The sequence below is a fragment of the Jeotgalibacillus sp. ET6 genome (assembly GCF_029667115.1).
GTDB lineage: Bacteria > Bacillota > Bacilli > Bacillales > Jeotgalibacillaceae > Jeotgalibacillus.
Genome location: NZ_JARUIU010000015.1, coordinates 1 through 21,209 on the forward strand (window position 1 = coordinate 1; position 21,209 = coordinate 21,209).

General features: G+C 42.4%; 22 protein-coding genes. 8 read left to right on the forward strand and 14 right to left on the reverse strand.

Features of this window, described 5'->3' with window-relative positions; translation table 11 throughout:
* Positions 1-362 precede the first annotated feature (362 nt).
* The 14 genes from P6709_RS19185 to dnaA form a co-directional block, all read right to left on the reverse strand.
* Positions 363-1,139: an ABC transporter permease gene (locus tag P6709_RS19185; RefSeq protein WP_278242523.1), complete on the reverse strand. Its 777-nt coding sequence runs from the start codon at positions 1,137-1,139 to the stop codon at positions 363-365.
* Positions 1,132-2,031: an ABC transporter ATP-binding protein gene (locus tag P6709_RS19190; protein WP_278242524.1), complete on the reverse strand. Its 900-nt coding sequence runs from the start codon at positions 2,029-2,031 to the stop codon at positions 1,132-1,134. Before P6709_RS19190 ends, P6709_RS19185 begins: the two co-directional genes overlap by 8 nt.
* A 3-nt stretch (positions 2,032-2,034) precedes the next feature.
* Positions 2,035-2,226: a PLD nuclease N-terminal domain-containing protein gene (locus P6709_RS19195; RefSeq protein ID WP_278242525.1), complete on the reverse strand. Its 192-nt coding sequence runs from the start codon at positions 2,224-2,226 to the stop codon at positions 2,035-2,037.
* Positions 2,213-2,443: a sigmaY antisigma factor component gene (locus P6709_RS19200; protein ID WP_278242526.1), complete on the reverse strand. Its 231-nt coding sequence runs from the start codon at positions 2,441-2,443 to the stop codon at positions 2,213-2,215. Before P6709_RS19200 ends, P6709_RS19195 begins: the two co-directional genes overlap by 14 nt.
* Entirely contained in the window at positions 2,436-2,735 is a 300-nt protein-coding gene (locus tag P6709_RS19205) for a DUF5345 family protein (RefSeq protein ID WP_278242527.1), read from the reverse strand. The genes P6709_RS19200 and P6709_RS19205 overlap by 8 nt, the downstream gene beginning before the upstream one ends.
* Complete coding sequence (locus P6709_RS19210) at positions 2,722-3,249, reverse strand: sigma-70 family RNA polymerase sigma factor (protein WP_278242528.1); 528 nt, start codon at positions 3,247-3,249, stop codon at positions 2,722-2,724. The genes P6709_RS19205 and P6709_RS19210 overlap by 14 nt, the downstream gene beginning before the upstream one ends.
* Positions 3,250-3,528: 279 nt before the next feature.
* The gene (locus P6709_RS19215; RefSeq protein ID WP_278242529.1) at positions 3,529-4,623 is read right to left on the reverse strand and encodes an HD-GYP domain-containing protein; all 1,095 of its coding nucleotides are present in this window, start codon (positions 4,621-4,623) and stop codon (positions 3,529-3,531) included.
* A gap of 94 nt (positions 4,624-4,717) precedes the next feature.
* Positions 4,718-7,270 (reverse strand): DNA gyrase subunit A, encoded by a 2,553-nt coding sequence (gene gyrA / locus P6709_RS19220; protein ID WP_278242530.1) that lies wholly within the window; start codon positions 7,268-7,270, stop codon positions 4,718-4,720.
* Positions 7,271-7,459: 189 nt separating this feature from the next.
* Positions 7,460-9,382: a DNA topoisomerase (ATP-hydrolyzing) subunit B gene (gene gyrB, locus P6709_RS19225; protein ID WP_278242563.1), complete on the reverse strand. Its 1,923-nt coding sequence runs from the start codon at positions 9,380-9,382 to the stop codon at positions 7,460-7,462.
* 65 nt (positions 9,383-9,447) lie between these two features.
* A complete protein-coding gene (gene remB, locus P6709_RS19230) occupies positions 9,448-9,699 on the reverse strand; it encodes an extracellular matrix regulator RemB (RefSeq protein ID WP_278242531.1) in 252 nt (83 codons plus the stop codon).
* Between the two features lie 4 nt (positions 9,700-9,703).
* A complete protein-coding gene (gene recF, locus P6709_RS19235; RefSeq protein WP_278242532.1) occupies positions 9,704-10,831 on the reverse strand; it encodes a DNA replication/repair protein RecF in 1,128 nt (375 codons plus the stop codon).
* 14 nt (positions 10,832-10,845) lie between these two features.
* A complete protein-coding gene (yaaA, locus tag P6709_RS19240; protein WP_278242533.1) occupies positions 10,846-11,067 on the reverse strand; it encodes a S4 domain-containing protein YaaA in 222 nt (73 codons plus the stop codon).
* Positions 11,068-11,248: 181 nt separating this feature from the next.
* Positions 11,249-12,385 carry a DNA polymerase III subunit beta gene (gene dnaN / locus P6709_RS19245; protein WP_278242534.1) on the reverse strand — a complete coding sequence of 379 codons (1,137 nt, stop codon included), beginning with the start codon at positions 12,383-12,385 and terminating at the stop codon, positions 11,249-11,251.
* A 199-nt stretch (positions 12,386-12,584) separates the two neighbouring features.
* On the reverse strand, positions 12,585-13,931 hold the full coding sequence (dnaA, locus tag P6709_RS19250) for a chromosomal replication initiator protein DnaA (RefSeq protein ID WP_278242535.1): 1,347 nt from the start codon (positions 13,929-13,931) through the stop codon (positions 12,585-12,587).
* A gap of 329 nt (positions 13,932-14,260) precedes the next feature.
* Between dnaA and P6709_RS19255 the strand changes: the two genes are divergently transcribed.
* The 8 genes from P6709_RS19255 (at position 14,261) to rsmG (ending at position 21,149) form a co-directional block, all read left to right on the forward strand.
* Positions 14,261-14,464, forward strand: a complete 204-nt coding sequence (locus tag P6709_RS19255) for a hypothetical protein (RefSeq protein ID WP_278242536.1) — start codon at positions 14,261-14,263, stop codon at positions 14,462-14,464.
* A 170-nt stretch (positions 14,465-14,634) separates the two neighbouring features.
* The gene (gene rpmH / locus P6709_RS19260) at positions 14,635-14,769 is read left to right on the forward strand and encodes a 50S ribosomal protein L34 (RefSeq protein ID WP_084215458.1); all 135 of its coding nucleotides are present in this window, start codon (positions 14,635-14,637) and stop codon (positions 14,767-14,769) included.
* Between the two features lie 71 nt (positions 14,770-14,840).
* Positions 14,841-15,200, forward strand: a complete 360-nt coding sequence (rnpA, locus tag P6709_RS19265; RefSeq protein WP_278242537.1) for a ribonuclease P protein component — start codon at positions 14,841-14,843, stop codon at positions 15,198-15,200.
* Positions 15,201-15,257: 57 nt separating this feature from the next.
* Entirely contained in the window at positions 15,258-16,022 is a 765-nt protein-coding gene (gene spoIIIJ, locus P6709_RS19270) for a YidC family membrane integrase SpoIIIJ (protein ID WP_278242538.1), read from the forward strand.
* 17 nt (positions 16,023-16,039) lie between these two features.
* Positions 16,040-16,687: an RNA-binding cell elongation regulator Jag/EloR gene (gene jag / locus P6709_RS19275; protein ID WP_278242539.1), complete on the forward strand. Its 648-nt coding sequence runs from the start codon at positions 16,040-16,042 to the stop codon at positions 16,685-16,687.
* A gap of 419 nt (positions 16,688-17,106) precedes the next feature.
* Entirely contained in the window at positions 17,107-18,492 is a 1,386-nt protein-coding gene (mnmE, locus tag P6709_RS19280; protein ID WP_278242540.1) for a tRNA uridine-5-carboxymethylaminomethyl(34) synthesis GTPase MnmE, read from the forward strand.
* A gap of 30 nt (positions 18,493-18,522) precedes the next feature.
* Positions 18,523-20,418, forward strand: coding sequence for a tRNA uridine-5-carboxymethylaminomethyl(34) synthesis enzyme MnmG (mnmG, locus tag P6709_RS19285; protein ID WP_278242541.1), 1,896 nt, complete (start codon positions 18,523-18,525; stop codon positions 20,416-20,418).
* Between the two features lie 17 nt (positions 20,419-20,435).
* Entirely contained in the window at positions 20,436-21,149 is a 714-nt protein-coding gene (rsmG, locus tag P6709_RS19290) for a 16S rRNA (guanine(527)-N(7))-methyltransferase RsmG (RefSeq protein ID WP_278242542.1), read from the forward strand.
* The last annotated feature ends 60 nt before the right edge of the window (positions 21,150-21,209 follow it).

A 21,209-nucleotide genomic window follows, 5' to 3' on the forward strand; every position in this document is an offset into this window, starting at 1 on the left:
ACGCCGCCAGCGTTCGTCCTGAGCCAGGATCAAACTCTCCGTAAAGTGTTTGATAAAGCTCATTGTGTTTCTTGTAAATCTTGTACTAACGTTGACGTTTTTGGTTGTTTAGTTTTCAAGGTTCAAGGTGTTTCATTTGTGTATTGCTCTCTCAAGCGACCAATCTATCATAACATTTATTAAGTTATGATGTCAACAACTTTTTTTATTTTGCTTAAGCTGCTTAATTAGTGCGCCTCAAATCGACGCATATAAATATACCATGCACTCTATTTAATAGCAACCCTTATATTCAAAAAAAGATTAATTGTTTAAAAGAGAACGAATAAATAGAGTGACAGCAGGAATCAACCGGTGCTTTCTTACCTCATCCATTCTGTTTTCTTCATATAGTAGACCGCCACTGCCCCCATTCCTGAAATGAGTATTACCGCAATCATGAGGACGGGGATAGTCCCTGCGAGAGAATCTCCTTGAATAGCCTTGTGTGCATAGATTGGCAGATTGCCTGGGCTCCATTTTAATAGCTGTTTAAAGACGGAGGGTAAAATCGTTAGAATCATAATGAGTAGAATACTAGCTGCACCCACCGCACCGGTTTTTTTCAAAATAGAACTGAAGAAAAGAACAACGGTAAGAACAAAGATGAGCCAGATGAAATAATAACCTGAGGAAGCAAGTACATTTTTCAAATCCAATGGCTCAAATAATAAGCGGATGTAATATAGGGCTGATAGGACGCCAATAATATAAGAAGTGGTGATTAAGAGGATCGCTGCAGTCCATTTTGATAAAAAGTAATTTGTGTAAGAGACCGGCTTGGTTAAAATCATCTGAGCGATTCCTTTATTTCTCTCGTTCGCAAACATTCCCATTAGAGACAGCGTGATCAGCAGGATGCCAACTTGCGAGAATTGTGAAAAGGTATCAATGAATACTTGAGTGGATGAAGGGATTGGAAAATCAATAAGGGCTGCTTCAGGAAGACCGCCAAATTCTTTTAAAAGATCCTCAAGATAATAACTGGTTAAAGGCTGCATAATGCCAAGAGATAGAAATAATATGGGCATCCACAAAAATTTATAGCTTCTCCACATTTCAGTCAGTTCTTTTTTTAACAGGACGTAAAACTCATTCATGATGCATCACCTCATGGAACACCTCTTCTAGTGTAGAGGTGCCGAATGTAATGGACCGTACTGGAAGGTCGCTTCTGCTAATTTCATCTAACAGAATTCTTCTAAGATCGCCAAGATTCGATCCAATCACTTCTACTTCGTTTCCCTTTATTTGAATCTCCCATCCTGAGTAACGCTGCCGCATGTCTGCCACCCATGGCATAAAAGAATGTTCAAATGTGATAACCATTCGTGGTTTGTCATATTGCTGATAAATGTGGTGAAGGGAATCGAACAGGATCATTTTGCCTTTGTTCATCATAAGCACGTCATCACAAAGCAGCTGGGCATCATGGAGAACATGAGTAGAATACAGAATCGTCATTCTTTCTTTTAATTCGTTTAGAAGAATCATAATCTCTTTACGTCCAATTGGATCAAGTGCCGATACCGGTTCATCGAGCAACAGAAGCTTCGGCTCATGCACCAAGGCTTGCGCGATACCGAGCCGTTGTTTCATTCCGCCTGAAAAACCGCCAATTTTTTTTCGGGACGCATCAGCAAGACCTACGAGCTCCAATAATTCTGATGACCTTATCCGTGCTTCCTTTTTTGACTTTTTTCCTAGTCTGGCTGCAAATTGCAAAAACTCTTCCGCTGTCATCCAGTCATGGAATGCGGGGTATTGAGGAAGAAAACCAAGCTGAGTTCTCGGATCTTTTTTTGCCGTATCGTAGTGAATGCTTCCGCTGTCTGGAGCAGCTAGACCGCTTAGCATATTTAACAGGGAGGTTTTCCCTGCACCATTCGGACCGACAAGGGCTGTTGTCTTACCTGTTTTTAAGGAAAAGCTTACATCGGTTACTGCTTTTACCTGTCCATATTTTTTTGCGACTTTATGAAGAGTGATCAATGGTTACATCTCCTTTCTGCCAAAGATAAAGTAGAGGATGGGGCCGATGGTACTGATCAATACGATACACAGCACCCAAAGTACTTTAGGTCCGTTTGTGGATGGCCGCTTGATTACATCAACCAGTGCGATAATAGCTAATAGAAGACTGATGACAAGCAGCGGAGCAATCATCGCAAAATTAACATTCTCCATTCTTTTCCCTCCTTCGCTGAATCGCCGGTGTCACAACTCTTGACCAAAGCAAATAAACCACGATGGGCATCGGCGTCTGAATCATCCCCCACAATCCCCAAAACCATCTGGCATGCCCCCTTTTTCTTGCATCAATAAATAAATAAATGCTTTGGGCAAGTAAGATAATAGCTAGCAAAATAAAAAAAACAATTGGAACCTCTTTAAGATCATTCATGGCCATGCACCTTTTCCTTGTAAAAATACACTGCTCCGCTGGCGCTCACGAGCAAAAGAATAAAAAAGTGGATCATTAGATATACTGCAGGTGAATTCATGATGAATACAACTGTACTAATGGCAAGTAAAAGAGCAATGGCCATAAATAAATACAGTTCCATTCTCATCCTTTTCTTTGTTTGATGAACCAGCATTTTCATTGAATCTACAGAAGGAACATGGGTTTCTACTTTATCTAACCCCCGAAGTCCTTCTTTAATAGAATGTTCTAGGCGTTTATTCTGATCCATCTTCAAGCTCCTCTCTCAGTTTTCTTAACCCGTTGTTTAATCTCGACTTAACCGTTCCGATGGGTACTCGGCAAATACCAGCGATTTCTTCATAGCTGTAACCATAATAGTGTTTTAAAATGACCGGGAGGCGATGAGTGTCTTTTAACTTTTTTAGAGCTTCTGTAATGATGAGCGTTTCATCCCCTTTTTTTTGACCCAGCTTCCACGAAAGCTGCTGCTTATTTAGATACGTCTTTTCCCGCTTCTTTTTTCTTTTTTTATCCAGCCATAAGTTTGTTCCTATTTGAATCATCCATGTGGTAAACGCTGCTTTTCCGGGATTATATTGATCGAACCGTTCAATGCACCTGACGATCGTATCCTGTGTTAAATCCTCTGCTTCTGAAGGATAAAGGGTTAATTTTACTAAATATAAAAATAAAAATTGATAGTGTTCTTGCAAAAGCATCGCAAGGGCTTCATCATTTCCGGCCATTGCTTGCTGAATTCGTTCCAATTCCCTTTCGTTCACAGGTTTCACCTTCTTTTTTTACAATCTTACTTCTTATACGTTTATGAGATGCAGTTTGTTCATTTTTCATTTAAATGAGGTGGCAATCTGTATAACCTAAAGGGGAAAGGCAGGAAGATTCCTGGAGGAAATGAATCGTGCTTGAGACTCTATACTACACGGCAAGGCTTTCAGCACCATTCCTGCTGAACGGAAAGGGAGCCATACTAAAAGCCTGAGACACTAGTGTCCCAGGCTCTCATAAAATTATGTACCACCGATATCGTCTTGAACTTCTTGTTACATGATCCGTTCAATAAAAAGCGTTCGCTGCTTTGAAAGATCGAGTATATCTTCTGCTTCCATTCTTTTAACCACTGGTCTTATTGTGTCAGTTGGCGGTGTGTAAATAACTTCTGCATGCTGGCCGTCAGATAATTGAACCTTTGTTCCGGGTGTAAGATTTCCAATGATGTCCTGCAGTGCTTTTACTACGACGATATCAAACTTGCCGAAGCTGTCTTCCGTTATAATTTCAAGTGTTTTGAATGGGGACTGCCTTTGTTTGTACAGCCGTTCTGAAGTCATTGCATGATACATATCGGCAAGGGCAATGATTTGAGAAAACATACTGATATTCTGCCCTTTCTCTCCGATCGGGTATCCGCTGCCATCTAATCGTTCATGGTGCTGATAAATGGCTTTTTTCATTTCTTTTTTCAGGAACGGCGTGTCCATAATATATTGATAGCTGAAAATGGAGTGCTTTCGGATTTCAATGGCTTCATCCCGCTCAAGACCGGATGATTTTTGAAGGATGGACATCGGCATTTTAGCCATACCGGCATCTGCGAGCACACCCGCAAGTGACAGCTGCGTACATAAGCCATCTTCATACCCCATTTTGCGTCCAATAAGATGACAAAGGACCCCAACAGCAATAGAGTGATGCGCGATATACTCTTTCGCTTCACACAATTCATGCAGACGGTGGACGTATGTATCCATTTGAGAGTTAGTGATTACAGGAAGAATGGCTTGCTTGAGCTTCACAATATCCACTTTGCTGCCTGACTGCCAATTGGAAAATTCATTTTTATAAAACATGACCGCTTCATGATATTCACGTTCAAATTCAGTTCGCGGACGTGAGAGGGAAGAACGTTCTTGTCTTTCTTCGCTTATAGAAGCTTCATCAAGCGCCTCTGCTCCAAAAAGGCTCCCATCTTCTTTTTTAGTTTTCACCGCTACGTAGTCAATTTGAAAAGCCTGCAAAACCTCTATATGCAAAGCTGTAATGGACGTATTCGTCTTCATTATCGGGTAATTTGTTAATCCCATGATATTTTCAGCAATAATACAGCCTTCGTGTAAATCCTCCACTTTTACCTTCATTCCGCTCACCCCGTCATTATACCTAGTTCTTTATTATCATTTTACCACATAAAAAAAAGAAAACAGGAAGTATTTTTCCTGTTTTCTTTACTATTTACTCTTCTGAATCTTCGTCTGAGTCTGAGGAATAGTCGGATGAAATATCCGTTTCTTCTGTTTCCACAGGATCTGCAGGCGCAGATGTTTCAAGCATTTCTTCTATCTCTTCTTCAATTTCTTCTTCTTTTTCTATTCGTGTAACAGTCGCAACCGATTCCTGATCACCGAGACGAATCAGTTTAACCCCTTGCGTACTGCGGCCTGTTTGAGAAATGCCGCTGACATCCATTCGGATCAATACGCCTTGAACCGTAATGATCATGACATCTTCTTCACCCGATACCGCTTTTACAGCAATGAGTTTACCGTTTTTATCCGTGATGTTGCAGGTCTTAATCCCTTTTCCACCACGTGATTGAACACGATAGTCCTTCTCTGTTGTCCTTTTTCCATACCCATTTTCCGTTACAACAAGAATTTCATTATCCGGTTCGAGAATTTCCATTCCTACGACAATATCCTCGCCTTTGAGACGAATACCCCGGACACCTGTAGCTGTACGGCCCATTGACCGGACGTCGGATTCAGGGAATCGGATCAGCAGCCCATTCTGGGTACCGATAATGATTTCCTTATTTCCATCGGTAAATTTAACGGAAATAAGATCGTCGCCCTCTTTTAAATTGATAGCGATCAAACCATTTGTTCTGATATTCGCAAAATCAGACACAGGTGTACGCTTGGAAATACCGTACTTGGTCGTAAAGAAGAAGAATGAATCTTCTTTAAATTCTTCTACTCTGATCATCGCGTTAATATCTTCATCCTTATCAATTCCAAGCAGATTGATAATTGGCAGCCCTTTTGCGGTTCTGCTGTATTCCGGAATTTCATACCCTTTTGTACGGTATACTTTTCCTTTATTGGAGAAAAACAGAATGGTATCATGCGTTGACGTTGTTAATAGATGCTCAACAAAATCATTTTCATTCGTTCCCATTCCCTGTATACCGCGGCCGCCCCGTTTCTGACTGCGGTAAGTAGAAGCTGGAAGACGTTTAATATAGCCGTTATGCGTAAGGGTGACAATTAAATTCTCGCGTGGAATTAAATCCTCGTCCTCAATCATCTCAGCTCCGCCGGTCGTAATTTCAGTCCGGCGCTTATCATTAAAGCGCTCTTTAATCTCTGTGAGTTCTTCACGGATGATTTCAAGGACGCGCTCGTCACTGTTTAAAACGGCTTTTAAATCCGCAATTAATTGAACGAGTGCCTGATATTCTTCTTCTATCTTGTCGCGCTCCAGACCGGTTAAACGCTGTAGACGCATATCCAGTATAGCCTGAGCTTGTTTTTCTGACAGATCAAATTGCTCCATCAAGCCTTCTTTTGCTGCATCAGCCGTCTGAGATCCACGAATAAGTGCAATAATTGCATCAATATGATCGAGTGCGATGCGAAGTCCTTCTAAGATGTGAGCACGTGCTTCTGCTTTTCGAAGCTCAAACTCAGTTCTGCGGCGTATAACGACCTTTTGGTGCTCAAGGTAATAGTGCAGCGCTTCTTTTAAATTCAGCACCTTCGGCTGACCATCCACAAGCGCCAGCATATTAATTCCAAAGCTTGTTTGAAGAGCAGTTTGCTTGTACAGATTGTTTAGAAGCACATTGGCATTGGCATCACGGCGTACTTCAATGACGATCCGCATTCCGTTCCGGTCAGATTCGTCGCGAAGATCGGTAATGCCATCTATTTTTTTATCACGAACCAATTCTGCGATTTTTTCAATGAGTCTCGCTTTATTTACCTGATAGGGAAGCTCGTGAACGAGGATGGTTTCACGCCCGTTCGCTTTTTGCTCAATTTCCACTTTTGCACGCTGAACGACTGAACCCCGTCCTGTTTCATAGGCACGGCGGATTCCGCTGCGTCCCAAAATAAGACCGCCCGTTGGGAAATCCGGACCTGGGATGTGCTCCATGAGTTCTCCGATTGTGATTTCCGGATGCTGCGTAAACGCAAGAAGTCCGTCAATGACTTCCCCAAGCTGATGAGGAGGAATATTCGTGGCCATCCCAACAGCAATTCCGCTTGAGCCATTAACCAGCAGATTAGGAAAACGGGAAGGCAAAACGACAGGCTCCCGTTCTGAGCCGTCATAGTTATCCCGATAATCAATGGTGTCTTTGTTTATGTCGCGAATCAATTCCATGGATATTTTCGACATTCTTGCTTCGGTGTAACGCATAGCTGCTGCTGCGTCGCCATCTACAGAACCAAAATTACCATGCCCCTGAACCAGCATATACCGATAACTGAAATCCTGCGCCATACGCACCATTGTATCGTAAACAGCGGAATCTCCATGAGGGTGATACTTACCAATTACTTCACCGACGATACGTGCGGATTTCTTATACGCCTTATCAGAAGTCATCCCGAGATCATTCATCGCATATAAAATACGACGGTGAACCGGCTTTAACCCATCTCTTGCGTCAGGAAGGGCACGCGCCACAATAACACTCATGGCATAATCCAAAAAAGAAGTACGCATTTCCTGACTAATATTTATTTCGTGAACATTCGAGCTCGGCGTCTCAGCCATAATATGGGAAACCTCCTTATTTAAAAGCGGAAGGCGTCTTCAGCCCAGACAATCATAAGACACTCCGGCCAGGTGAACCGCTTTGGTTCACCTGGACGGAGAGGTTGATGACTGCAAGGGCCGGCGCCTGCTAAACATGATTTATATAGTTAAACGTGAAGAAAGGATGGTAAAACCACTGCCCCAGTCTTATACGTCCAAGTTTTTAACATACATTGCGTTATCTTCAATGAACTGCCGTCTCGGTTCTACTTTATCGCCCATCAAGATTTCAAATGTCTCATCCGCTTCGATGGCATCCTTCAGGCTTACCTGCAGCATAGATCTTGATTCAGGATTCATCGTCGTCTCCCAAAGCTGCTCGGGGTTCATTTCTCCGAGTCCTTTGTATCGCTGAAGACCAGGCTTTGGTGTTGGCGGAAGCTCCGCCAGTACATTATTCATTTCGCGCTCTGTATACGCATACTGGATTGATTTACCCTGCGTAATTTTATAAAGCGGCGGCTGTGCGATATAAATGTATCCCGCTTCAATGATATTTCGCATATAGCGGTACAAAAATGTAAGCAGCAGCGTTCGAATATGCGCTCCATCCACATCCGCATCGGTCATAATGACCACTTTGTGGTAACGCGCTTTGGCAAGATCAAAATCTTCTCCAATGCCAGTTCCAAGTGCTGTGATGATGGCGCGGATTTCATTGTTGGAAAGTATTTTATCAAGACGGGCTTTTTCAACGTTGATAATCTTTCCGCGCAGCGGCAGAATAGCTTGGAAATGACGATCCCGGCCCTGCTTGGCAGACCCTCCGGCTGAGTCCCCCTCCACCACGTAAAGTTCGCTGATTTGAGGATCTCTTGAAGAGCAGTCTGCAAGCTTACCCGGAAGACTGGACACTTCAAGTGCACCTTTACGCCGTGTTAATTCGCGGGCTTTTTTGGCTGCGAGACGTGCACGTGCCGCCATAAGGCCTTTATCTACAATTTGTCTTGCAACGACCGGGTTTTCCATTAGAAATTTATCGAAATGCTCCGAGAATAAGTTATCCGTAATGGTACGGGCTTCAGAATTCCCAAGCTTCGTTTTCGTTTGTCCTTCAAATTGAGGATCCGGGTGCTTGATCGAGACAATCGCAGTCAAGCCTTCCCGAACATCTTCCCCTGATAGGTTGCTGTCTGCATCCTTCATCAGATTGTTCCGGGATGCGTAGCTGTTAATGACACGGGTCAGGGCAGTCTTAAATCCTGATTCATGCGTGCCGCCTTCATGGGTGCTGATGTTATTGGCAAATGAATAGATATTGCCTGCATACCCCTGATTGTACTGAAGTGCGATTTCGATTGAAATTCCGTCACGCTCCCCTTCAATAAACACCGGCTCTTCGTGAATAACTTCTTTCGAACGGTTTAAATGGGATACATAGGATTTGATTCCGCCTTCGTAGTGGAATCGTTTTGACAGTGGCGAGCCATCTTCTTCTGTTACCCGCTCGTCTGTAATCACCAGGGCAAGTCCGCGGTTTAAAAACGCCAGCTCCCGAACACGGTTGGCAAGAGTATCATAGTCATACTCCGTTGTTTCAGTGAAAATTTCAGGGTCTGCTTTAAAACGGGTAATCGTACCGGTGCGATCCGTTTCTCCGACTACTTTCAGGTCGTAGCTTGGGACCCCTTTTGAATATTCCTGATTGTAGACTTTGCCGTCACGGTGCACAAAGACTTCCAGTTTTTCAGACAGGGCATTTACAACTGATGCACCTACTCCGTGCAATCCGCCTGAAACTTTGTATCCGCCGCCGCCGAATTTACCGCCGGCATGAAGAACCGTCATGATGACTTCGACTGCTGGACGGCCCATTTTTTCATGCATCCCGACTGGAATACCCCGGCCATTGTCTTCTACAACGATTGCGTTGTCTTTTTCGATACTGATCTTGATTTCATCACAGTGTCCAGCGAGCGCTTCATCTATGCTGTTATCGACAATTTCCCATACAAGATGATGAAGACCTCTTGCAGCTGTTGAACCAATATACATTCCCGGTCTTTTTCTTACCGCTTCAAGACCTTCGAGTACCTGAATCTGATTTTCATCATAAGCCTGCGGTTGCATTTGTGTGTTATCTGTTGCCACACGGTTCACCTACACTTTCTCTCACGTTGCAATTTTCTTCGAATTTATTTAAAAATTGGCTTGACCATTTTTTCTGATCTTTTTTTAAGTGTGCTTGAGGACAAGGGAGACAGGTAGACTCTGAAATCAGTAACTACAATGGATTTACAGTTTGATTCGCATAGATCGACGATGCCATTATCGTTCTCTTTCATGTATTCTTCCATGATAAGAGAGGATTTTACAGACTCTATATCCATTATTGCCACGATGTCATGCATTCTTACCATCGACTCGCCTCCTATATGAACATACATAGGATCAGCCCTCCTCTGTTTTTCTGCTTATCCTGCCGTTTTCCACGATAAATGTTGTGGCTTCCCGCAAGGTTTGGTGATCAATTCCCTCTACGCTTGTCGTCGTAACGAAGGTCTGAACCTTTCCCTGTATGGTGTTAAGCAGATGAGACTGACGATAGTCGTCAAGTTCGGATAAAACATCATCCAGCAGCAATATGGGGTATTCTCCAATCTCTGCACGAATGAGTTCTATTTCAGCCAATTTAATGGATAACGCCGTTGTACGCTGCTGTCCCTGGGAGCCAAATGTCTGGACATCATGGCCATTGACCAGAAACTGCAGATCATCCCTGTGAGGGCCGATCAGTGTAACGCCCCTGTCAATCTCTCTTTCGCGAAGCTCATCAAATTTTTTCCTGATCACAGACTCAATGTCATCCCTGCTGTCTTCATTCGTCACCTGAACAGATGGCTTGTACACGACTTCGAGCGTTTCGATTCCTCTCGATATGCCGGAATGAATCGGCTGGGCCCACTGCTGCAGGAGATCAATAAATTGAAAACGGCGCTGAATAATTTTGACCGCCATCTCAATAAATTGGTCTGTCAGGACATCGAGCATGGTCTGATCCCGCTGCTTTCTTGTCTGCAGCTGTTTTAAATAATGGTTTCGCTGCTGGAGAATTTTTTGATAGAGCGAGCTGTCATGCAGGTAAACGGCTGAAATTTGTCCGATCTCCATATCAATAAAACGACGCCTTACTTGAGGGCTCCCTTTTACTAAGTGGAGATCTTCGGGCGCGAACATGACAACATTCATATGGCCAATATAATGGCTTAATTTCGATTGCTCAAGATGATTCATCCTGGCTTTTTTCCCTTTTTTTGTTACGGTTAATTCCATGGGAAGAGAGCCGTGATGCTTCATCACTCTACCTTTTATTTTAGCATAATCTGAGTCCCATTGTATTAAATCTTTATCATTAGAAGTCCTGTGAGATTTAGCCATCGCAAGAACGTAAATGGATTCCATGACGTTTGTTTTTCCCTGAGCGTTTTCTCCCAGGATTACATTGACGTTATTATCAAATTCCACCGTTAACGTATCGTAATTGCGATAGTGGGATAGCTCAAGCTGCTCAATATACATGTTTTAACATCCTTCTAATCGTTAGACTTCACCACATAAGAGCCTACATCCGGAATCTGCACTTCATCTCCGTCACGCAGCTTTCTCCCTCTTCTCTGGTCAAGCTCCTGATTTATATAAACTTCATGCTCGCTTAAAAACCATTTCGCCATTCCGCCGCTTTGTATAACATCAGCTAATTTTAAAAATTGGCCAAGCGTAATATACTCCGTACTGATCGTGATCGTCTCTTTCATTTCGCTCACTACCTTCTAATATTCTCTAATATCTTATTTTACCCAATATGAAGGCGGAAAACAAAGAAAAATTCACTTAAACGCCTTTTTCCTGAAGAATGCTTCAATAAAACAACCAAATGCCTATTGTTTCCCTCTGAAACAATAGGCATTTGGATAAAATTCACGTGTATTTTTTCACCTAGTACGTCCGTACAGGGGTGATTAATTGAAGAATGGTGTCGTCTGAAGTGGGCCGTAAAACAAACGGACGCATCGCGCCTGTGAACTGAATATTTGTTTCAGCTCCTTCAAACACTTTCAGTGCATCCATCATGTATTTTGCGCTAAAGGAGATGTTTAACTCTTCCCCATCAGTTGCTTCGCTTTGAACTTCCTCCACTACTTTTCCTATTTCAGGAGTATTAGACGAAATTTCAACTCTGCCGTCTTCGCCAATGGACAGTCGGACAACATTATTTCTTTCTTCCCTTGCGAGCAAAGAAGCACGGTCGATCGCCTGCAAAAATTCCTTTCCGCCGATGGTAAGCGAGGTTTTGCTTTCGGCCGGAACAAGCCGTGACGTATCAGGGTAGTTTCCTTCAAGCAGGCGCGAAAAGAATAGAACATGCTTCGCTCTGAACAGCACCTGGTTTTCCGTGATGACAATTTCAAGCTCATCTGATGTGTCTTCAAGGATTTTATTTAATTCATTTAAGCTTTTCCCTGGAATAACCGCTTTACTTTCATTTCCGTCTCCTCCAGTGATCGGCGCCTTCCTCATAGCCAGCCGGTGACTGTCTGTTGCAACACAGTTTAACAGGCCGTCTTGAATGTGCCAGTTTACACCTGTCAAGATAGGGCGTGTTTCTGAGGTGGACACTGCGAAAACGGTTTGTCGAATCATGGTTTTTAATAGGTTTGTAGGAATTTTAAGTACGTGATCTTCTTCAATTTGTGGGAGATGCGGATATTCATTTACATCCAGCCCATTTAAATTAAATTCTGATTTCCCGGAGCGGATAACCGTTTGAAGGTGAGAATGCACTTCAATTTCAACGGTATCCATCGGCAGTTTTTTTACGATGCTTTCAAAAAATTTCGCTTGAAGGACGATTCCGCCAGTTTGCTGGACCTGTACAATTTCTTTGCCATCTTCTTCTCTTGGAATAAATGATTCAATCGAAATATCAGAATCACTGCCTGTCAGGGTAACCCCTTCCTCGTGAGCAACAATTTTAAGTCCTGTTAAAATCGGAATCGTCGTTCTTGAAGATACAGCCTTCATTACATCGTTTACGCCGTTCACTAAACGATCGCGTTGAATTTGAAATTTCATTTTCAATGCCTCCAAAAGTTAGTAGTCTCGTGCTTTATATATATAGTAATTAATTCTTTTAAAATAATAGTAATACTAGTAGGCGCTGTGGATATGTGGATAAGCCTGTTGATGACTTGCGATGCCGAGTTTTCCCCATGTGGAAAAGATGTGCTTAAACATGCTCACTTTGTCCACATTTACCCACAGCTTGCAGCATCTATTTTTGAAGAGTTGATTTTATATCTTTTACTTCCTGCTTTAATGACACATCATGATCGAGTAATTTTGAGATTTTTTCATGGGCATGTATAACGGTCGTATGATCACGTCCGCCGAACTCTTCTCCAATCTTAGGCAAGGAGAAATCTGTCATTTCTCTGGAGAGGTACATGGCAATCTGTCTTGGAAATGCAACGGTCTTCGTTCTTTTCTTCGCTTTAAAGTCTTCTAATTTAATACTGAAGTGATCCCCGACAACCTTTTGAATGTCTAAAATGGTGATGACCTTCGGCTTCGAGCTTGGCATGATATCTTTTAAAGCTTCAGCAGCTAAATCAGCATTAATATCTTTACTTACTAATGAAGAATAAGCGACCACCCGGATCAGTGCTCCTTCGAGTTCACGAATATTTGAATCAATTTGATTAGCGATATACAGCATGGCTTCATTAGGGATATCCAATCCTTCCGCTCGTGCTTTCTTTCGAAGGATTGCGATTCTTGTTTCTAGATCAGGCGGCGTAATATCTGTGATAAGCCCCCATTCAAATCGGGAGCGCAGCCGGTCTTCAAGCGTCGGAATTTCTTTTGGCGGACGGTCACTTGAAATAACAATTTGCTTGCTTTCTTCATGTAAGGTATTAAAAGTATGAAAAAATTCCTCTTGCGTTTGTTCTTTTCCAGCAAGAAATTGAATATCATCAATTAACAAAACGTCCACGTTTCGATATTTATTGCGAAAATCGACAGCTTTATTGTCCCGGATCGAGTTAATGAATTCATTTGTAAATTTTTCAGAAGACAAATAAACCACTTTTGCAGAGGAATTATGCTCAAGTACATAGTGGCCAATTGCGTGCATTAAATGCGTCTTTCCAAGCCCTACTCCCCCATAAATAAACAGCGGATTATACGCTTTTGCCGGTGCTTCAGCTACAGCCAAAGAAGCTGCGTGGGCAAAGCGGTTGCCGGAGCCAATTACAAACGTGTCAAAGGTATACTTTGGATTCAGCATACTCTGTGACCACTCCTGCTGATCATCATCTTTCACAGGCTTTTTCGGCTGGATCGCAAAATTAAAGTCATCCTGGTTCTGATTTTGAGGAATAATAAATTTTACAATCAGCTCTTCCCCTGTCACATCCTTCAGCACACCTGAAATTAATTGAGAGTAATGGCCTTCCAGCCAGTCTCTTGCAAATTCATTTGGAGCTGTAATCGTAAGTGTATCGCGTTTTAATGAAAAGGCCTTTGTCGATTTTAACCAGGTTTCATAGCTTGGTTTACTGATTTTTTTTTCGATATGCTCTAAGGCCCGGTTCCAAAGATCCGTAATATTTTCCAAGTAGCAGACCCTCCTTACTTAATTATTTTTCTAGAAAAGTTACTTTTTCGAAGGTCCCTTATATATATTCATTTCGATGAATAGGGTAAAAAAGCGTTTTGTATATTTATCGACATAATCCAAAGCCTGTGGACAAGATTCTCCATGCATGTTGAGAGATCTATCCACAGCCTATCCACAATTGTGGATAATGTTTTTTGTGCTGACAACTTATCAAGAGTGAAAACACACTTATAATAGCAGAAAATCCTTTGCCTTGCAAGGGTTGTGATTATTTATCCACAGCACGCTTCACACTGTGATTGATCTTGTCCACAAGGGTTGAATGTGTGAAAAACTTGTCGATAGGTACTGTGGATAAAGAAAAAGGTGTCGAAAAAAATATCCACAGTTGTACACAGGCAGATACAGGAGAGTCGAATTTTAACGGAGTGCATAGCGAAATGCAGGGAATGATGTTTTCCATTACGTTTATCTGCGATCCTGGAGGAGAAATTTCAAAGAATGATGGCAGAGAGGAAAAAAATAATTAAGCAGAATTCTTTCGAAAAGTAATTTCACTATTGAAGTAAAGGTTTGATTCTGCTATGATATAGAGGTTGTATGAAATGAACATTGACATTTGATATGTGAAATCTATATAATTATTTAGAATGTCTGTAGCTTGGTTGCCACGAGCGACCAATTAGGAGGTGTCTTATACATGAAACGTACGTTCCAACCAAATAAGCGTAAAAGAAGTAAAGTACACGGATTCCGCGCACGCATGAGCACAAAAAATGGCCGCAAGGTTCTAGCTCGTCGCCGTCAACGTGGAAGAAAAGTATTGTCTGCTTAAGACCACTGATTCCACTCAGTGGTCTTTTTTCACTTATACCGGTGCAAAATTAACGATATGTGGGTGCTAAAATGAAAAAAGAGCAGCGAATCAAAAAAAATCCGGAATTCCAGCAAGTATTTCGCCATGGATCGTCTATGGCGAATCGGCAGTTTGTTTTGTACTGTTTAAAGAAAAAGGATCAAACCTCATTTCGACTGGGCTTGTCTGTCAGCAAAAAAGTAGGGAATGCTGTCGTGCGAAATCGTATTAAGCGGTACATCAGACAAGCGTTTTTAGAGCTCTCCCCTGAGCTGCAGCCTGATGCTGACTATATTGTCATTGCAAGAAAGCCTGCTGCCGACTTTACTTTTCATCAGACTAAAAGCAGTCTGATTCATGTGATGGGAAAGTCAAAGGTTCTTCAAAAGAAAGTGAATTCAGATAAATAACGTGATACAATTACGTGTGGTATGCAATTTACTATTAGAATAGGGAGGAACATCTGGGTGAAAAAACGATTACTGCCCCTTTTTATGATTGTGGGGTTAACTGCTCTTTTAACAGGTTGTATGGAGATCGACCAGCCGATTACAACCGATAGTGAAGGAATATGGAACAGCTATTTTGTTTATCCATTGTCATGGCTCATAACAACAATCGCACAATGGTCAGGAGATAATTACGGCCTTGGGATTGTACTGGTAACATTAATTATTCGATTTGCGCTATTGCCGCTAATGATTAAACAAACAAAAAACACGAAAAAAATGCAGGAAATTCAACCTGAAATGTTGAAGTTGAAGGAAAAGTATTCTTCTAAAGATGCTCAAACTCAGCAAAAGCTTCAGCAGGAAACGATGGCCATGTTCCAGAAAAATGGCGTAAATCCATTGGCAGGGTGTTTTCCACTTTTAATACAAATGCCGATTCTTATCGCTTTTTATCATGCAATTGTCCGAACGACAGAAATCGCGAATCACAATTTCCTATGGTTTGACCTGGGCGAAAGAGATCCATTCTTTATTCTTCCGCTTGTAGCAGGTGTGACGACTTACTTGCAGCAGAAGATCATGATGGCTGGAAACCCTGCCGGCATGAATCCTCAAATGCAAATGATGCTATATCTAATGCCTGTCATGATTGTGGTATTTGCGATTACATTCCCATCTGCATTATCTCTTTACTGGGTTGTTGGTAATATCTTTATGATTGTTCAGACGTTAGTTATTAATGGAACGGGCAGCAAAAAAGTAGACCAATCTGTTCAATAGACAGGGGGAGCCATGAAGTGACTCAAATCACGATGACGGGTGCAACAGTGGAAGAAGCGGTCGCTGCCGCCCTTGCGGAATTAAAAATTTCCAAGGAAAAATCGGAAGTTACCGTGATCGATGAAGGTAAAAAAGGGTTTTTAGGCTTGATTGGATCAAGGCCTGCAAAAGTCCTTGTTAAAAAACGGATTGATGCTATTGAAGAAGTGGACCGCTATATTAAAGATGTAACCAGCCATATGGGCCTTGAAGTAGTGACGAAAATTCAAAAAAAAGGTAAAATAGTTATTTTTGAATTACAAAGCGAAAAGGTTGCCCTTTTAATAGGAAAAAGAGGTCAAACACTTAATTCTCTTCAATACCTGGCTCAACTCGTTGCCAATCAGCATTCCGAACAATTTTTAACCGTCATGCTGGATGCGGAAAATTATCGCCAGCGCCGACAGGAAACACTGGAGCAATTAGCGAAAAAAATGGCAGATCAGGCTGTTCGCACAGGAAGATCAGTGAAGCTTGAACCGATGCCATCTTATGAAAGAAAAATTATTCATAATGCGCTTACTGGAAGACGTGATATTGAAACGAATTCAGAAGGCGCAGAACCCCACAGATATCTGATGATACAAGCGAAGAAAAATAAAAAAGAATCCTCTGTTTTTAAATAGAGGGTTCTTTTTTTATAGACTTTTTATTCATATAATTTAAGAAACAAAGTGAGAATTATTGGATATAATTTATTTAATATATAAAAATTTTTACTTTATTTCTCATTTATTTAAATTATTTTATCCCTTACAAGCATCTGCTTAGCAGAGGTCAAAACAGATAAATAGATCACCAGACGGAAAAAGTTGCCCACATGTGGATAAAGGAAAAGAAGAATCTTACCGTGTCTGCGGCTGTGGATAAAATCATTCCATTTTCTTTTTAATTAGGGCAAAGTGTGCTATTCTAATAATTTAGAGGATGCCATATTAGCGTAAGTAGGTACACGCTGTTATATATAAAGTAAACAGGATAAGATTTTGACTGCTTTTAATGAGTAAATTCAATTAAGCAGCAGTCTTGAATTGAGGTGAAAGACATGGAGTTTGACACAATTGCAGCGATCTCAACTCCGATGGGCGAAGGAGCGATTGCCATTGTCCGTTTAAGCGGAGACGAAGCGTTTGCTATTGCAGATCGTGTATTTAAAGGTATGGGTGGCAAACAGCTGCAGGCTGTTCCTTCCCATACTATTCATTATGGGCACATAGTGGACCCGGCTACTCAGACAACCCTTGAGGAAGTGATGGTTTCTGTTATGAAAGGCCCTAAGACATTTACACGGGAAGACGTGATTGAAATTAACTGCCACGGTGGGCTGGTGTCTGTCAATCAGGTGCTTCAGTTAGTCCTCCGCCAGGGAGCAAGGATCGCTGAACCAGGTGAATTTACAAAGCGGGCGTTTTTAAATGGACGAATTGATTTGTCTCAGGCAGAAGCCGTTATGGACATGATTCGAGCCAAAACAGACCGCGCGATGTCAGTGGCGATGGGGCAGATGGAAGGAAAGCTTTCGAAGCTCGTTCAGTCACTTCGTCAGGAAATTTTAGAAATTCTTGCTCAGGTCGAAGTGAATATTGATTACCCGGAGTATGATGATGTAGAAGAAATGACGTTATCCATGATGATGGAAAAGTCCACGTACGTGAAAGGACAGATTGAGCGTCTGCTTCAAACATCCGAGCAAGGGAAAATCCTTCGCGAAGGTCTTTCAACGGTTATTATCGGCCGCCCGAATGTCGGTAAGTCTTCCTTATTAAATAGTTTAGTTCATGAAAATAAAGCCATTGTGACAGATGTGCCCGGTACCACACGGGATGTCATTGAAGAATATGTCAACGTCCGCGGGGTGCCGTTAAAGCTTGTCGATACAGCAGGAATTCGGGAGACAGAAGATATTGTCGAACGAATTGGTGTAGAACGTTCGCGAAAAGTGCTGAAGGAAGCCGATTTAATTCTGCTGGTATTAAATTATGGCGAGGCATTGTCAGAAGAAGACCGCAGACTGTTTGAAGCAGTCAAGGGCATGGATGTAATCGTGATCGTCAATAAAACCGATCTTTCGCAGAAAGTGGATATGGACGAAGCCGCTCAATTAGCCACTCATCACCGCTTAGTCACAACCTCTCTTTTAAAGGAACAAGGGGTAGACGAGCTGGAAGAAGCAATCGCGTCGTTATTTTTCGCAGGATCTTTAGAGGCGGGAGACGGAACGTATGTATCAAACAACCGGCATATTGCGCTGCTCCATCAGGCGCTTGCTGCGATCAATGAAGCCATTGAGGGTGCTGAAATGGGCACACCTGTCGATATGGTCCAGATAGATTTGCGCAGGACATGGGAAACGCTTGGAGAAATAATCGGAGATACCGTTCAGGAAAGTTTAATTGATCAGTTGTTTTCACAATTCTGCCTTGGGAAATAAAACGTAATTAAAGGAGGAGCGTTCATCGTTATGGTGAAAAAATTTGAGGCAGGTTCTTTTGATGTAATCGTCGTAGGAGCCGGTCATGCTGGAGTAGAAGCAGGACTTGCTGCTGCACGCATGGGAGCCAAAACATTAATGTTAACAATTAATTTGGATATGGTCGCGTTTATGCCCTGCAATCCATCAGTAGGAGGGCCGGCAAAAGGAATCGTCGTGAGAGAAATCGACGCGCTTGGGGGTCAGATGGGACGCACCATCGATAAAACTCACATTCAGATGCGGATGCTGAATACAGGTAAAGGACCGGCTGTTCGCGCGCTGCGTGCACAAGCTGACAAAGTGCTTTACCAGCAGGACATGAAAGAAACGATTGAAAATGAGCCGAACATTACGCTATTACAAGCGATGGTGGAGGAATTAATTATAGAAGATGGGGAGTGCACCGGTGTTATTTCAAAAACAGGTGCCACCTACCGGGCGAAAACAACCATTATCACAGCGGGGACCTTCCTGCGCGGCGAGGTTATTCTCGGTGATTTAAAATATTCAAGCGGGCCAAACAATCAGCAGCCTTCCATTGGTCTTGCCGATCATTTACGGTCGCTTGGCTTTGATATTGTCCGTTTTAAAACAGGTACCCCGCCGAGGGTAAATAGTCAGACGATTGATTATTCTAAGACTGAAATACAGCCGGGAGATGATGTTCCCCGTGCGTTCAGCTATGAGACAACTGAATATATAACCGATCAGCTTCCTTGCTGGTTAACGTATACAAATGAGGAAACACACACAATTATTGACGAAAATTTACACCGTTCTCCGATGTATTCAGGTATGATAAAAGGAACTGGTCCCCGTTATTGTCCGTCTATTGAGGATAAAGTGGTCCGGTTTAATGATAAACCGCGCCACCAGATTTTCCTTGAGCCGGAAGGACGCAATACAAAAGAAGTCTATGTGCAGGGGCTCTCTACAAGCCTCCCGGAAGATGTACAGCAGCAAATCCTTACTTCCATACCAGGACTTGAAAATGCACAGATGATGCGCTCAGGCTATGCGATTGAGTATGACGCAATTGTTCCAACGCAGCTTTGGCCTACACTTGAAACAAAAAAAATCAAGAATCTATACACAGCCGGCCAAATTAACGGTACTTCAGGCTATGAAGAAGCAGCAGGGCAAGGACTGATGGCAGGGATCAACGCTGCAAGACGGGCCTTTAACAAAGAGGAAGTCATCCTGAGCCGTTCAGATGCTTATATCGGTGTGCTGATTGACGATCTAGTTACAAAAGGCACGAATGAACCTTACAGACTGCTTACATCTAGAGCAGAGTATCGATTATTGCTGCGTCATGACAATGCAGATCTGCGGCTGAAGGATGTAGGCCGTGAAATGGGTCTTGTGTCAGATGAAAGCTTTGAAAAATTTGTGTCGAAAAAAGAAATGATTCAAGGCGAAATCAAGCGTCTGCAATCAGTGATTATTAAGCCGAATGAGCATGTACAAACGCTGCTGGAATCCATCGGGAGCAGCTTATTGAAAGATGGAATTAAAGGATCAGACCTTTTAAGACGTCCGGAAATCACGTACAATCATATTAAGGCAATCATTCCTGCTGACAGTGAGCTTCCATTTGATGTTGAAGAGCAGGTCGAAATTCAAATCAAATATGAAGGTTATATTGAAAAATCATTGCAGCAAGTCGATAAATTAAAGAAGATGGAAAACAAAAAGATACCAGACGGCATAGATTACGATGCGATCTCAGGCATTGCGAGCGAAGCAAGACAAAAACTTCGCGATGTACGACCGCTTTCGATTGCACAGGCCTCTCGAATCTCAGGGGTAAACCCGGCAGATATTTCAATCCTGCTTGTTTATATTGAGCAGGGACGGATTGCAAAAGTATCCGGGGAATAACCTAAAGGAGAAAACACATGAACCAGGAGCAATTTCAGCAGCTGCTGAAGGAAAAAGGCATCATCCTGTCCGATAAGCAGCTTCATCAGTTTGACCGTTACTACGAAATCCTCGTTGAGTGGAATGAAAAAATGAATCTTACGGCAATCACAGACCGTAAAGAAGTTTATTTAAAACATTTCTATGATTCAATAACAGCGAGTTTTTTCGTAGATTTAACCCAGCCCCTTTCCATTTGTGATGTGGGAGCGGGAGCTGGATTTCCGAGTATCCCATTAAAAATCTGTTTTCCACATTTAAAGGTATCCATTGTCGATTCTTTAAATAAACGAATCACATTTTTAAATCATTTGGCGAGCGAGCTTGAATTAGATCAAGTACAGTTTCACCATGACCGTGCGGAGACGTTCGGGCAAAACAAATCATACCGGGAAACGTATGATCTTGTTACGGCAAGAGCGGTGGCAAGGCTCTCGGTCTTGTCAGAGCTCTGTTTGCCGCTCGCTAAGCCTGACGGCACCTTTGTGGCCATGAAGGCTGCAAATGCTTCAGATGAATTAAAGGACGCAAAAAAAGCGATCAGCGTACTGGGCGGAGGAAGCATTGACGTTCATTCTTTTGAGCTTCCTATAGAATCCAGTGAGCGTTCGATCATTGTCGTTGAAAAATCAGCTTCAACTCCCAAAAAGTATCCGAGAAAGCCAGGGACCCCAAATAAGTCCCCGCTGTAATAGATCGGTTCCCCTGTATGCCATATGTAACAGGGTATAAGAGCAGAGATTGCGAGTTTC

Coding starts and splice junctions, on each gene's coding strand:
- P6709_RS19185 (WP_278242523.1), bottom strand. CDS start 1,139: ATGAATGAGTTTTACGTCCTGTTAAAAAAAGAACTGACTGAAATGTGG.
- P6709_RS19195 (WP_278242525.1), bottom strand. CDS start 2,226: ATGGAGAATGTTAATTTTGCGATGATTGCTCCGCTGCTTGTCATCAGT.
- P6709_RS19200 (WP_278242526.1), bottom strand. CDS start 2,443: ATGAATGATCTTAAAGAGGTTCCAATTGTTTTTTTTATTTTGCTAGCT.
- P6709_RS19205 (WP_278242527.1), bottom strand. CDS start 2,735: ATGGATCAGAATAAACGCCTAGAACATTCTATTAAAGAAGGACTTCGG.
- P6709_RS19215 (WP_278242529.1), bottom strand. CDS start 4,623: ATGAAGGTAAAAGTGGAGGATTTACACGAAGGCTGTATTATTGCTGAA.
- gyrA (WP_278242530.1), bottom strand. CDS start 7,270: ATGGCTGAGACGCCGAGCTCGAATGTTCACGAAATAAATATTAGTCAG.
- gyrB (WP_278242563.1), bottom strand. CDS start 9,382: ATGCAACCGCAGGCTTATGATGAAAATCAGATTCAGGTACTCGAAGGT.
- remB (WP_278242531.1), bottom strand. CDS start 9,699: ATGTATGTTCATATAGGAGGCGAGTCGATGGTAAGAATGCATGACATC.
- recF (WP_278242532.1), bottom strand. CDS start 10,831: ATGTATATTGAGCAGCTTGAGCTATCCCACTATCGCAATTACGATACG.
- yaaA (WP_278242533.1), bottom strand. CDS start 11,067: ATGAAAGAGACGATCACGATCAGTACGGAGTATATTACGCTTGGCCAA.
- dnaN (WP_278242534.1), bottom strand. CDS start 12,385: ATGAAATTTCAAATTCAACGCGATCGTTTAGTGAACGGCGTAAACGAT.
- rpmH (WP_084215458.1), top strand. CDS start 14,635: ATGAAACGTACGTTCCAACCAAATAAGCGTAAAAGAAGTAAAGTACAC.
- rnpA (WP_278242537.1), top strand. CDS start 14,841: ATGAAAAAAGAGCAGCGAATCAAAAAAAATCCGGAATTCCAGCAAGTA.
- mnmE (WP_278242540.1), top strand. CDS start 17,107: ATGGAGTTTGACACAATTGCAGCGATCTCAACTCCGATGGGCGAAGGA.
- mnmG (WP_278242541.1), top strand. CDS start 18,523: ATGGTGAAAAAATTTGAGGCAGGTTCTTTTGATGTAATCGTCGTAGGA.
- rsmG (WP_278242542.1), top strand. CDS start 20,436: ATGAACCAGGAGCAATTTCAGCAGCTGCTGAAGGAAAAAGGCATCATC.